The 12,542-nt window shown below is 46.0% G+C and carries 12 protein-coding genes and 1 riboswitch; of the genes, 5 read left to right on the top strand and 7 right to left on the bottom strand.

Annotated elements, in window-relative coordinates; genetic code table 11:
* Positions 1–46: 46 nt before the first annotated feature.
* Positions 47–313 carry a DUF5327 family protein gene (locus tag B3S86_RS01300; protein WP_035411472.1) on the bottom strand — a complete coding sequence of 89 codons (267 nt, stop codon included), beginning with the start codon at positions 311–313 and terminating at the stop codon, positions 47–49.
* Between the two features lie 57 nt (positions 314–370).
* On the opposite strand from B3S86_RS01300, the gene B3S86_RS01305 reads away from it, so the two are divergent.
* Together B3S86_RS01305 and B3S86_RS01310 are read left to right on the top strand one after the other, a co-directional pair.
* Positions 371–1,339 (top strand): Gfo/Idh/MocA family oxidoreductase, encoded by a 969-nt coding sequence (locus B3S86_RS01305; RefSeq protein ID WP_290748388.1) that lies wholly within the window; start codon positions 371–373, stop codon positions 1,337–1,339.
* Positions 1,340–1,372: 33 nt separating this feature from the next.
* Complete coding sequence (locus B3S86_RS01310; RefSeq protein WP_290748391.1) at positions 1,373–3,034, top strand: glycerol-3-phosphate dehydrogenase/oxidase; 1,662 nt, start codon at positions 1,373–1,375, stop codon at positions 3,032–3,034.
* A gap of 47 nt (positions 3,035–3,081) precedes the next feature.
* Here B3S86_RS01310 and B3S86_RS01315 read toward each other — a convergent pair whose 3' ends face one another.
* The 5 genes from B3S86_RS01315 to B3S86_RS01335 all read right to left on the bottom strand — a co-directional run bounded on the left by B3S86_RS01315 (position 3,082) and on the right by B3S86_RS01335 (position 8,869).
* A complete protein-coding gene (locus tag B3S86_RS01315) occupies positions 3,082–4,518 on the bottom strand; it encodes an amino acid permease (protein WP_290748394.1) in 1,437 nt (478 codons plus the stop codon).
* A gap of 225 nt (positions 4,519–4,743) precedes the next feature.
* Complete coding sequence (locus B3S86_RS01320) at positions 4,744–6,039, bottom strand: DUF2252 domain-containing protein (protein ID WP_290748398.1); 1,296 nt, start codon at positions 6,037–6,039, stop codon at positions 4,744–4,746.
* Positions 6,040–6,107: 68 nt separating this feature from the next.
* Positions 6,108–7,055 carry a peptide-methionine (S)-S-oxide reductase MsrA gene (gene msrA, locus B3S86_RS01325; protein WP_035411485.1) on the bottom strand — a complete coding sequence of 316 codons (948 nt, stop codon included), beginning with the start codon at positions 7,053–7,055 and terminating at the stop codon, positions 6,108–6,110.
* A gap of 69 nt (positions 7,056–7,124) precedes the next feature.
* The gene (locus tag B3S86_RS01330; protein WP_035411695.1) at positions 7,125–7,307 is read right to left on the bottom strand and encodes a hypothetical protein; all 183 of its coding nucleotides are present in this window, start codon (positions 7,305–7,307) and stop codon (positions 7,125–7,127) included.
* An 80-nt stretch (positions 7,308–7,387) separates the two neighbouring features.
* Positions 7,388–8,869, bottom strand: a complete 1,482-nt coding sequence (locus tag B3S86_RS01335) for an amino acid permease (RefSeq protein ID WP_035411488.1) — start codon at positions 8,867–8,869, stop codon at positions 7,388–7,390.
* A gap of 131 nt (positions 8,870–9,000) precedes the next feature.
* Positions 9,001–9,189, bottom strand: a riboswitch (Lysine riboswitch).
* A gap of 165 nt (positions 9,190–9,354) precedes the next feature.
* Between B3S86_RS01335 and B3S86_RS01340 the strand changes: the two genes are divergently transcribed.
* Entirely contained in the window at positions 9,355–9,810 is a 456-nt protein-coding gene (locus B3S86_RS01340; protein ID WP_290748404.1) for a MarR family winged helix-turn-helix transcriptional regulator, read from the top strand.
* A 137-nt stretch (positions 9,811–9,947) separates the two neighbouring features.
* Positions 9,948–11,039 carry a diguanylate cyclase gene (locus tag B3S86_RS01345; protein ID WP_290748406.1) on the top strand — a complete coding sequence of 364 codons (1,092 nt, stop codon included), beginning with the start codon at positions 9,948–9,950 and terminating at the stop codon, positions 11,037–11,039.
* Positions 11,040–11,080: 41 nt separating this feature from the next.
* Here B3S86_RS01345 and B3S86_RS01350 read toward each other — a convergent pair whose 3' ends face one another.
* A complete protein-coding gene (locus B3S86_RS01350) occupies positions 11,081–11,686 on the bottom strand; it encodes a TetR/AcrR family transcriptional regulator (protein WP_290748409.1) in 606 nt (201 codons plus the stop codon).
* Positions 11,687–11,878: 192 nt separating this feature from the next.
* Here B3S86_RS01350 and B3S86_RS01355 point away from each other — a divergent pair, with 192 nt between their 5' ends.
* Positions 11,879–12,535 (top strand): HlyD family secretion protein, encoded by a 657-nt coding sequence (locus B3S86_RS01355; RefSeq protein ID WP_056064483.1) that lies wholly within the window; start codon positions 11,879–11,881, stop codon positions 12,533–12,535.
* Positions 12,536–12,542: the final 7 nt, after the last annotated feature.

Raw genomic sequence — 12,542 nt, forward strand, 5'->3', positions numbered from 1 at the left:
TCTCATTTTAACTGTGATGGTTATTCCCTGAATTGCGTCATTTCATTCAAAAATCGAGCAATGAAGTGCCTTTTTCTTCTTTTTCCTGCGAAACACCCATGAAACGCGCTAACATCGGATCGACCGCTGGGGTTGCCTGAGGCGTTGACGTAGGAAGCGATATTGTCGAACTCGACGTCGAATCGGATTCGAGCAGTAGTTCACAGTAAACCTTCATCGCTGCAATCTGTTCTTTCTGCGCAGCTCCTGTTGTTTGGTCAATACGTTGCATCGCTTGGCGCATCTTTTCGATGATGTGTTGCTCGGTAATCATCTTGTATTCCTCCTTATGGTAGATTGAGGGTATGAACTTGAAAAGGATGTGTTTTCTATGATTCGTACCGCATTAGTTGGTTTTGGTCTTGCCGGTGAACATTTGCATGCGCCTTATTTACACGCACCTGATTATCAGTTGGTCGCTGTTCAGTCGAGTCGCCCGGAAGCGGTCGCTGCGTACGACGCGACGCTCCCTGTCTATCCGACACTTGAAGCATTACTTGAAGCGGAACAAATCGATTTAGTCGTCATCGCGACGGCAAATGATCTGCATTATCCACTCGCGCGTCACGCCTTGCTCTCGGGCTGTGATGTACTTGTCGAGAAACCGTTCACCGTCACGCTCGAAGAAGCCGAAACGTTGACAGAACTAGCACGGACATACGGTCGGTTACTGACAGTTTATCATAATCGGCGGTACACGAAGGACTTTCGGACGCTGATGACCTTATTGAAATCTGGACGACTCGGTACGCTCCAGACGTTCGAAGCGCATTATGACCGTTACCGTCCCGATGTGCAGGAGCGTTGGCGCGAACAGGACGTTCCTGGTGCCGGACTATTGTACGACCTTGGTTCACACTTGATCGATCAAGCACTCGTCGCCTTCGATGAAATTCCAGACCGTGTCTTTTGTGATCAAACGATTCAACGACAAGATGGGATCGTTGATGACTATACACATCTAATTTTAGCCTTTGGCACGCGACGCGCTATTTTGCATATCGGTTCCATCGTTCCAGCTGTTGGTCCCTCCCTGATGGTGCACGGAACACAGGCGAGTTACTTCGTTGATGAAGTCGATACAAAACGGACGACCTATCAATTGGCTGAAGCAAATGGACCTCTGCAAGACTTCCCTTTTGTTTCCGGTCATTTTGGGGATTATTATACGGATCTCGCTCCAGCCATCCGTAAGCGAACCACACCACCTGTCTCTGCGAAACAGGCTGAACTCGTCATGAAAATCATTGATCGTGCTCAAAAGAGTGCAAAAGTGGGTACATGGATAGAAGTAGACTAACTATTCATTTCAGACGAACAGGGGGAAGACAAGATGTTTTCAAGTACGGAACGGACAGCATGGTTAGAAGAAATGGGACAAGAACCTCTAGACGTCCTCGTCATCGGGGGCGGTATCACGGGAGCTGGTATTCTGCTTGACGCACAAAGTCGCGGCATGCGAACAGGCTTGATTGAAATGCAGGACTTCGCCGAAGGGACATCGAGCCGATCGACGAAACTTGTCCATGGTGGATTGCGTTATCTGAAGCAGTTCGAGATTAAACTCGTCGCCGAAGTCGGGAAAGAACGTGCCATCGTGTATGAGAACGCACCGCATGTGACGACACCGGAGTGGATGATGCTTCCACTTGTCGAAGGTGGTACATTCGGTAGCTTCTCGACCTCGATCGGCTTACGTGTCTATGATCAACTCGCTGGTGTCAAACGCCATGAACGTCGGACGATGCTTAGCAAAGAAGAAACATTACGTTACGAACCACTGTTACGCTCAGAGCATTTAGTCGGCGGTGGTCGGTATGTCGAATATAAAACGGATGACGCTCGACTGACGGTCGAAGTCTTAAAAGCAGCCATCGGTTACGGCGGACGTGCCGTCAATTATACGAAAGCGGAATCGCTTGTCTACCACAATGGAAAAGTCGTTGGTGTCGAAGTCCGCGACGTCTTAAGTGGCAAAACGTATACGATTCGGGCGAAGAAGATCATTAATGCGACGGGTCCTTGGGTCGATGAACTGCGCGAAAAAGACGGTTCGAAGTCTGGAAAGTCATTACACCTGACAAAAGGGATTCATCTCGTCATCGATCAAGTACATTTCCCGTTGCAACAAGCCGTTTACTTCGATGTTCCAGACGGTCGGATGATCTTTGCGATTCCACGTGAAGGGAAAACGTATGTCGGAACAACGGATACGAACTATAAAGGAGATATTCTTGAGCCTGGTGTCACCGTCGAGGATCAGGATTACATCCTAGAGGCGACGAATCAAATGTTCAACGTCGAGTTACGACCTGAGCATGTCGAATCAACGTGGTCTGGACTACGTCCACTCATTCATGAAGATGGAAAAGATCCAAGTGAACTGTCCCGAAAAGACGAAATCTTCGTTTCGAAATCCGGTCTGATGTCAATCGCCGGTGGTAAGTTGACTGGGTACCGGAAGATGGCAGAACGAATCATCGATATGGTCGCGGAGCAATTCAAGACAGAAGAAAATCGAATTTATCTTGCTTCCCGTACGCACGATATCTTGCTTGGTGGTGGTCATCCACAAGGAAGTAAAGGATTCGCGCGTTACATGAAGGAACAACAACCAAAAGGCGAAGCACTTGGGGTGTCACCGAATGAGACGACATGGCTCATCCAGCGCTACGGTACGAATGTCGAACGTGTCTTCGAATTGATTCGGACACGCGGTGACGAAGCCGCTCGTTATCAATTACCGTTACACTGGTTCGGTGCCCTTCTGTATGGTCTAGAAGCAGAGCTCGTCATGCAACCCGGTGACTTCTTGAACCGTCGTGCTTCAGCCGTCTTCTTTGATTTCCCACATGCTGAACAATACGCAGACGGTGTTCTTGCCCTGATGCGTAGCGAACTCGGCTGGTCGGCAGAAGATGAAGCGAAAGCCAATGAAAGCATTCGTCGTGAATTTGATGCGGTTCGCGTCAAAGGTCCTGTTCCACTTTCCTAACACAAAAAGACCCGATCGCCTGAAGGCGACCGGGTCTTTTGATGTGTTTACTCTTCTTCTTTTGAAGCAGCAAGTTCCGCTACCGGCATGTTTCCTGGGTGTAGATTCGAACGCTTACGCGCAAACGTAAAGTAAAGCACTAAACCGATTGCAAGCCAGATTCCGAAAGCAATCCATGTCTCGAGTTTCAAGTTGAACATTAAGAAGAGACATGCAGCGATTGCTGCGATTGGCACATATGGCATACCCGGACATTTGAATGCACGTGGGAGATCCGGCTGTGTTTTACGAAGAATCAAGACAGCGACAGAGATTAAGACGAATGCTGCGAGTGTACCCATGTTGACGAGGTTCGCGATGACATCGAGTGGAACGAATCCAGCGACGAGTGAACTACCAAGTCCGATCATCCAAGTCGCCTTGAATGGTGTTTGGTATTTCGGATGCACTTCGGAGAATACTTTAGGGAACATCCCGTCACGCGAGATCGCAAACGCGAGACGCACCATTCCGTATGTCATGACGAGAATAACCGTTGTGATCCCGAGAATCGCACCGAGATCGATGAAACCAGCGACCCAGTTTTGACCTGCCATTTGAATCGCAAGTGAGACCGGATGATCGATACCAGCGAATTGTTTGTAAGGGACGATCCCTGTCATGATGGCTGCGACGATGACGTAAAGAATTGTACAGACAGCAAGTGAACCGATGATACCACGTGGTAAGTTCTTTTGTGGATCACGGACTTCTTCCGCTGCTGATGTAACAGCATCAAAACCGATGTACGCGAAGAAGACGATCGCAGCACCCGAGAAGACGCCTCCCCAACCAAATGGAGTGAATGGTGTCCAGTTTGATGGTTCAACGTAGCCAACACCGACGACGATGAACAACACGACGACTGCTAATTTGATGACGACCATGATGTTGTTGACACGTTTCGTTTCCTTGATTCCCATCGACAATAATGCCGTAATGGCAAAGAGGATCAGGAAGGCTGGAAGGTTGAAGTATGTCTTGGCTCCTTCTACTGCTCCTGGAGCTGCTGAGAGAGCTGTTGGCACATGGATATTAAATCCTGCGAGTAAAGACTGGAAGTAACCTGACCAACCGGCTGCTACGGCACTGGAGGCGAGTCCATATTCGAGAATCAAGTTCCAACCGATGATCCAAGCGAAGATCTCTCCCATCGTTGCATACGTATACGTATAGACGGATCCACTGACCGGAATCGTTGATGCAAATTCAGCGTAAGCAAGAGCAGCTAGACCACAGGCGATGGCAGATAGAATGAATGATACGATAAGTCCTGGTCCTGCAGTCAACGCTCCTGTTCCCGTCAAAACGAAGATTCCGGTACCGATGATGGCGCCAATTCCTAAAAACGTTAAATCCATCGCGCCAAGATTTCGAGCAAGTCCACTGTTGCGTTTACTTGCAGCAATCATAGCGGAAACATCTTTTTTCCGCGTCAAACTCATGATGTACTTCCCCCTATATCCGTTGTGATTTGTCTTACGAAGCGAGTCGTTCGTAAGAACTTAATCAAAAATTTACGAAGTTTTCAGATAAATTGATATAGGTCATTATACCTATTTGTTTTTTGCATGACGCTTTCATCTGTTAAAGAATAAAAATCACTTCAAAAATATCGGCATGTAACATCTGTTACATACCGATATTTTTCTCCTTTTTCAGTCCACGTTTTAAGTCGTTTTCCGCGTCTTCATCCATTCTAAAAACACTTGGTAATCCAGCTTTGTTCGCATGACATAAGCTTCTGACCAACGCTCGATCTGCTCCAAAAAAGCGGTATCGGAAACACCGATAGCTCGAATGATTTCAACATCCGCATGATGGGTTAATATTTTTTCTTGAATTCCCGCATCTTGATCTGCCCGCGCATGGATTTTCGCGGTAATTTGACCTTGAATACATAACACGTTCTCAAGGTCTTCCTGACTTTTTATATGCTTCGCCTTTAGTTTTTTCTTGTACGGTGAGCGCTCGCGTACATAATATTCCTTTTTTTCAATCGTCAGATAACCAAGATATGGATCTTCATGTGCCTGCATCGCCTTTTGCGACGTGATGACCCGTCTCCCTTGATGAACGGTTTCTGCTTCTGGACGATAAACGGGCAGGAATAACGAAGGAACAGACGTTTGCGCTTGTTTCATCTCAAGAATCAAATCTTCTTCTCCCCCTTCGCCCTCAATCAAGATGTAATAGCGCTCGAGACCAATGGATGCTGTTCCGCTGTCTAGCTTACGAACGATATCCTTGATCGTATAGAACGATTCCTCACGGCGATCCTCGGTGTCGATTGTCTCGATGTAGGAAGGCCAGGCAGACTCAATTGCTGCTCGTGTCGCATCATCTACTACTTCCATATCCGGGAGTGTACAAAATCGTCTCACGCCATCTACCAGTTCCGTTCGCTCCCCCATTAATTCTTCACGTTTTTTTTCTGCTTTTTTGATTAACTTCTTGATTGGTCCTTTTGTATTATCCCGTGTAAAACAAACATCACTTGGATCTTTTCCAAGTGCATACTTTTTTAAATCATGTAAGTATTCAAGAACATAATTACGAATTGCAGGGACTGAATCATATCCTGCCTCTTCAGCGAATAATCGCACAGAGACTGCCATGCGAATCAAATCGTATAAATACGATCCTAAGTATCCTTCATCAAAATCGTTGACGTCGTAGATGATTTCTCCTTTTGCATTGCCATGGACACCAAAGTTCTCAAAGTGAAGATCACCTTGGATCCAAGTTGGCTTATCACGAGGTGTGTCAAAACCAAGCGGAATCCGGGTCACATCGTAATAAAAAAGATGCGAACTCCCCCGAAAAAAACGAAATGGACTCAAACTCATCTTGTCGTACTTTTCCTGACGTGCTTTCTCATCGAGCTGACGGATTTCATGATCATAGAAATCAAGTACCTTTGCAATCGTCATCTGTCGAATCTCTTCATACACGGACTGAAACATCTGATCCTCTCCTTTCCATTTGAAAAAAAGAGCAGTCAAAACGAAATCGTTTGACTGCTCCCTACATGTTACTCGAAATGTTTTTTATATTCCCCGTATCCTGCCGAATCAAGCTCTTCTACCGGAATAAATCGTAACGCTGCTGAGTTGATACAATAGCGTAGACCACCAAGCTCTGTCGGACCATCATCGAAAATGTGACCAAGATGACTATCTGCATTCGCAGAACGTACTTCCGTCCGCGTCATCCCATGACTCGTGTCGAGTTCGACTTCCATCTTGTCTTCTGAGATCGGTTTAGCGAAGCTCGGCCAACCACAGTTTGACTGGAATTTATCTTTTGATGTGAAGAGTGGTGTACCATCGACGATATCGACATAAAGACCTGGACGTTCTTCATCCCAGTATTCGTTACGAAAAGCGGGTTCTGTCCCGTTTTCTTGTGTTACTTTATACTGAATCGGTGTCAGACGCTCTTTCAATTCTTTTTCCTTACCATGATCCTTCCACGCTTCCTTAATGAATTTCGCACGACCGGAGCCGACGCTATACATCTGGTAGCGGAATGGGTTCTTTTTATAATAATCTTGGTGATATTCTTCTGCTGGCCAAAACGGCTTTTCCGGACGAATTTCTACCGCGACCGGACGCGAGAAACGTCCTGATGCGTCAAGCTCTGCTTTCGAACGTTCAGCTGCTTCACGCTGCGCTTCATCGACATAAAAAATGGCCGGCTGATATGATTCACCACGGTCATTGAATTGACCGCCCCCGTCTGTCGGATCGATTTGACGCCAGAAGATATCGAGTAATTCTTCGTACGTAATGACGGACGGATCGTACGTGACTTCAACCGCCTCCAAGTGACCTGTCGTTTCCGAACAGACCTCTTTATAAGTTGGGTTCTCTGTATGACCACCGGTATATCCTGAAATGACCTGCTCTACCCCATCATATTTATGGAATGGCTTGACCATGCACCAGAAACAACCACCTGCAAATATTGCTTTTGCCATCTATCTTCCCCTCCTCTGTATGTCTCTATTTTACCGCGTTCAGAGAATGGACTCGACTTTCCTGCTCATTCAATCCTCTGGGTTCGTTTTTAGGCGACGCATGACGAAGTAAATTGCTGCGAAGACAAGAAGAAGTCCTCCAAGCGAGTACCAGATGTTATTCAAACGATAAATCATTTGGTACAAGGCAAGCGTCACAAGCAATAATGCGATCGGTAAGAAGGCACGCTTAAAGTGGTACCAGTAATTCACGAAGATCGCCTCCTGTTTTTCTTTCATCTTACTTGAAGCGACATCTAAAAAGCCACCTTCATTTGAAGGTGGCTCGTTGATTACGATTGACGTGGATGTTCTGGGAAGTCCATCTCTTCGTAACGAACAATCGACGTCCGGTTTTTGAATTTGTGTCCTAACCAGAAGGCAAGGAACAACGGAATTCCGACATATGTCGCGGCAATCCCGACCCAATCAATTTGATCAGCAAGGAATGCTGCATAGTTTTGACCAACGATGACAAGGAAACAAAGACCGAATGCAAACAGCGGACCGAACGGGAACGCTGGTGCAACGTAAGGTAAATCTTTCAACGAATGACCTTGTGCAAGGAATCCTTTACGGAAACGATAGTGACTGATCGCAATTCCGAGCCATGCGATGAATCCTGTCATACCTGAAGCATTGAGTAACCACAGGTAGACTTGTCCACCAAACATCGATGTTAAGAAACAGAGCGCACCGATTGCTCCTGTTGCAAGCAAAGCGTTACGCGGTACCCCATTTTTCGACACTTTTGCAAAGAACTTTGGTGCATCTCCTTGACGAGCAAGTGTATACAGCATCCGTGTGGAAGCATACATACCTGAGTTACCGGCAGATAGAACAGATGTCAAGATGACGGCGTTCATGAGTGCTGCCGAGAACGCAAGACCTGCTTTTTCAAAGACGAGCGTAAACGGACTAACGGCAATGTCCGTGATGTCATTGGAAACCAAGTTCGGGCTCGTATACGGAATGAGCATCCCGATGACGAAAATCGCAAGGATGTAGAAGAGTAAAATGCGCCAGAAGACTTGTTTGACTGCTTTTGGAACGTTTTTTTTCGGATTTTCCGATTCACCTGCGGCAATTCCGACTAGTTCTGTTCCTTGGAAACTGAATCCAGCAACGAGGATGATTCCGATGACGGCAGGAATACCACCGACGAACGGCGCATCCCCGAGAGCAAAGTTTTTAAAGCCAACTGGTGGCTCCGATGTAAAGACACCGAAAATCATCGCAACACCGACGACTAAGAAGACGATGACAGTGACGACTTTAATCATGGCGAACCAATACTCCGCTTCCCCAAAACCTTTAACGGAGAAGTAGTTCAAGCCGATCATGAGTAAAAGGAATAAGGCACTGAAGTAAAATCCAGGAACGTCCGGGAACCAATACGTCATAACGATTTGTGCTGCAACGAGCTCAACTGCGATCGTGACTGCCCAGTTGTACCAGTAGTTCCAGCCGAGGGCAAAGCCGAATGAGGGATCGACGAATTTTGTCCCGTATGTCGAGAAGGATCCGGCGACAGGCATATACGCCGCCATTTCGCCAAGACTTGTCATTAAGAAGTAGACCATCAGACCAACGATTGCATACGATAGGAGTGCACCACCTGGTCCTGCTGCTGCAACGGAAGCACCGGACGCGATGAAAAGTCCTGTTCCGATTGCCCCACCGATGGCGATCATCGACATATGACGGGCTTGTAATCCACGTTTTAATCCTTCGGCTGTCGAATCTGTTGTTTGTTTCACATCTAGTTTGTTCATTTCGTTCGCTTCTCTCTGTTTAGATTTTTTGAGAGGACACTTTTTGAATGAAAAAACAAAAAGCGCCCTCATCTTCCAGATGGAAGATGAGAACGCAACATAATAAAATGAATGCGCCTCATTCTACCGTCGTGAAAGATAGCTCTCCACAAGTAAGTGATACCCGACTTGTGACAGTATTAGACCTATTCGATCTAATCCCAATCGATCATCTTCAAAGCGATGATTGATTTCGGCAATTCTTCCTTTCAGGTCACTTCATTTGTCGCTTGACGACATCCGTAACCGTACTCTTAAGAACTGCAACCTCCATCCCACTGGTTGAGTGAGAACTGAATTAAATTAGTTATTACTACGCCATATTACACAAACCGCCACGAAATTGTCAATTGCCTTTTTTGAATCTGGGGTAGTAGATGGTAAAAATCCGATATGTTTAGTACACTAAATGATAGAAGTCCACTGAGAGAAAGGATGCTGCTTGCATGCCACAGGAACGTGATTTACTGACTTACCGACTCGAGGAACAAATGCGTGTCATTCTTCGTACCCTGCGACGTGAACTTAATCGACTATTTGAAGGAACAGCGACCCGAAGCGAATTTTTCATCTTACGGAGTCTTTCAGAAAACGGTCCCCAGCGTCCGACACTTCTTGCGGAACAATTTGAGCTGGCGACGAGTCAAGTCACTGCTTTAACGGATAAGCTCTATAAACAAGGATATGTCACACGGACGCGTTCGACGGAAGATCGTCGCTCGATTGTCCTCGCTTTGACGGATGACGGAGAGCGTGCTTTTCGGGAACTCGAGGTCGTCCGAAGAAACTATTTACAAGATCGCTTCGGAACTTTAACAGAAGAAGAACTGGAAACGATGATTCGCGTCTTCGATAAGATTTTACTGACGATGGATGAGGATACGCTCACTTCGTCTTCATAAAAAACGGTAGATTTTCTACCGTTTTTTATGTTTTATCTAAACATTTACCTCTGTCTAACCGTTACCTAGATGAGTATACTGGAGTATATATATGGAAATCTGTTAGCTGGGGGAGTTGGGAGGATTTGTTGTCCATCATGAATCAATTCATCATTAACTTTTGTCTACTGTTCACGACGATTACTCTCTTATTCTTGCCATTTCGGAATCGACCACGTATTTCGCTGAATTCCAGCTGGAGTACACGCCTCATATTGGGAAGTGTCTGTGGTCTGATTGCAGTTTTGTTGATATTCAATGGCATTCAGATTGATGTCGCCCGTGTGGATTTACGAATCATCCCAGTCGCGATCGCTATGCTATTCGGTGGTTTCCCGAGCGCCATCGTCGCCGGTATAATGATCATCGGGACACGTTACTTTTTGACACCCGTCGATCAAATGGAGGGTTTTTATCTGTCCACACTGATTATCGTCTTAATCATTACGACGATCGGAATCGTACGTCGATTCGTTCATGTCTCGACACGCCATTTTCAATTATTGGTGTCAATTGGTGTTCTCTATTCGTTACCTGCCATCTATATCCTGACAAACAGCTGGTCGACATTCTTTAAAATTTCAATCGCTTATATCTTCTTTAATCTATTGGCTGGCTTTGTTGCTTTTCGACTGCTGACGGAATTACGCCGTCACTTCGAAAACATTCAGTATCAACAAAAACTAGCGATGACGGATGCTTTGACTGGACTTGCCAATCGGCGCCGTCTCGATGATTCACTGTCACTTGTCGGTTCAACGGATCAAGGGTATTCACTTGTCTTGATTGATATCGACTTCTTCAAGCACGTCAATGATACATATGGTCATGACGCCGGGGATGATGTCCTACGTCAACTCGGCATGACACTCGCTTCCTTAACACGACCGGATGACCTCGTCGGACGGTACGGTGGTGAAGAGTTTTTGATCATTTTACCAAGCACTACAGCTAAAGAAGCTCAAAAAATCGCAGAGTTGGCTCGGATGACGGTCGCACGCAACCTGTTCCCGACGGCAGACGTACCTGATCTGCAAATCACGATTTCGCTTGGGATTGCACATTCTAGTGGTTCCCATACGTCTCTTGAAGCATTACAACAAGCAGATAAAGCGTTGTATTACTCAAAAGAAAGCGGACGAAACCGAAGTACGATTTATACGAAGGAACTTGCCTTCCGACAAGCTTGAATACGAGACACTTCCTAGCGGGAGTGTCTTTTTCTATGACCTTATTCCGTTTCTTTCGGAAAACCGATGCTTTCAACCGTTCCAAAGACGATCATCCGGCTCAATTGCTCCGCCATATATGCGGATGAATATGGTCGACCGTTTCGCAACCAGGAAATCAATAATCCTAACTGTCCACCAATGACATAGTTCAGTAACAAGTCCCGATCGACGAAAGTCGCATCTTCTGCGACTTGAGATCGAAAGACGAGGCGATAATTTTCTTTCAACGTATCAAGAAAACGTGAGATGAACGTTTTGATAGGACCTTGAACGAGCATCGTCTGGTAAAACAATTCGTTTTCTTCAATGTGAATGAACAAACGAGCAAAATAACGACTGACCTGTTCGACTGTCGGAAATACAGTGCCTGTACCTGTAATCCGAATCGCTTGTTCGAGCGCCATCATCTGTTCCTCAACGATTTGGTCAAGCAAATCATATTTATCTGTGTAGTGCGCATAAAAGGTCGAGCGGTTCACACCCGCCCCATCCGTCAGCATCTTGACGGTGATGCTCGAAAAGCTATTTGTCTTCAGTAAACGAAACAATTCCATCGTAATACGGTCACGTGACCGTTTTGGTCGTGGATCACGGCTCTCTTTCATGTGCATTTCACTCCTTTTCCATCATCTTTTTAAAAATGAATCCGTTATCATTTATTTTTCCAACATTTTGTCGGAAATTGTTGGTTGTTTGTTATCTAACTATCCATATAATTAACTATATTAATTACTCCTCCCCCCAGAGGAGTACTTTTTTTGAATCGATTGTACACAAGAAAGGATGCTAACACACCCATGAGTATGAAAAAATTATTAATCATTAATATCGTTACACTCATCGTTTTGATCGGTGGTGGGGTCGTCGGATACTACTATTACGATCAAGCAACAAGCTACGTCAAAACAGACAATGCGAAAATCGATGGCAAAATGATAACGATTGCTAGCCCAAGCGCTGGTAAATTAACGGACTGGTCTGCTAAAACAGGCGAATCGCTCGACAGCGGTGCAACACTTGGTCACATCATGACTGCGCAAGCTGGACAAAAACCAACAGATCTTTCTGTTTCGATGCCTGCGAAGGCAACGATCGTTCAGTCGATGGCGACAAAGAACGGCTTCGTCGCAGCCGGTACACCACTTGCCTATGGTTTTGACTTAAACGACCTTTGGGTCACAGCGAACATCGAAGAAACAGAAATCGATGAAATCAAAGTCGGACAAACCGTTGACGTGTATGTCGACAGCTATCCTGACACGACACTTTCTGGTGAAGTGGAACAGATCGGAATGACGACAGCTTCGACGTTCTCGATGATGCCTTCTTCAAACGGAAATGCGAACTACACGAAAGTCGCACAAGTCATTCCAGTTAAAGTATCACTCTCGCAAGAAAAATCACTCGACATTCGACCTGGTATGAATGTGACCGTCCGCATTCATAAGGATTAAGGAGGGA

Origin of the sequence: Exiguobacterium sp. UBA3968 (assembly GCF_002385115.1) — a bacterium.
Lineage (GTDB): Bacteria > Bacillota > Bacilli > Exiguobacteriales > Exiguobacteriaceae > Exiguobacterium_A.

Excerpts from the sequence above, each read along its gene's own strand:
- B3S86_RS01350 (WP_290748409.1), bottom strand. The coding sequence starts at position 11,686 with ATGAAAGAGAGCCGTGATCCACGACCAAAACGGTCACGTGACCGTATT.
- B3S86_RS01335 (WP_035411488.1), bottom strand. The coding sequence starts at position 8,869 with ATGAACAAACTAGATGTGAAACAAACAACAGATTCGACAGCCGAAGGA.
- B3S86_RS01345 (WP_290748406.1), top strand. The coding sequence starts at position 9,948 with ATGAATCAATTCATCATTAACTTTTGTCTACTGTTCACGACGATTACT.
- B3S86_RS01340 (WP_290748404.1), top strand. The coding sequence starts at position 9,355 with ATGCCACAGGAACGTGATTTACTGACTTACCGACTCGAGGAACAAATG.
- B3S86_RS01320 (WP_290748398.1), bottom strand. The coding sequence starts at position 6,039 with ATGTTTCAGTCCGTGTATGAAGAGATTCGACAGATGACGATTGCAAAG.
- B3S86_RS01300 (WP_035411472.1), bottom strand. The coding sequence starts at position 313 with ATGATTACCGAGCAACACATCATCGAAAAGATGCGCCAAGCGATGCAA.
- msrA (WP_035411485.1), bottom strand. The coding sequence starts at position 7,055 with ATGGCAAAAGCAATATTTGCAGGTGGTTGTTTCTGGTGCATGGTCAAG.
- B3S86_RS01355 (WP_056064483.1), top strand. The coding sequence starts at position 11,879 with ATGAGTATGAAAAAATTATTAATCATTAATATCGTTACACTCATCGTT.
- B3S86_RS01315 (WP_290748394.1), bottom strand. The coding sequence starts at position 4,518 with ATGAGTTTGACGCGGAAAAAAGATGTTTCCGCTATGATTGCTGCAAGT.
- B3S86_RS01310 (WP_290748391.1), top strand. The coding sequence starts at position 1,373 with ATGTTTTCAAGTACGGAACGGACAGCATGGTTAGAAGAAATGGGACAA.
- B3S86_RS01305 (WP_290748388.1), top strand. The coding sequence starts at position 371 with ATGATTCGTACCGCATTAGTTGGTTTTGGTCTTGCCGGTGAACATTTG.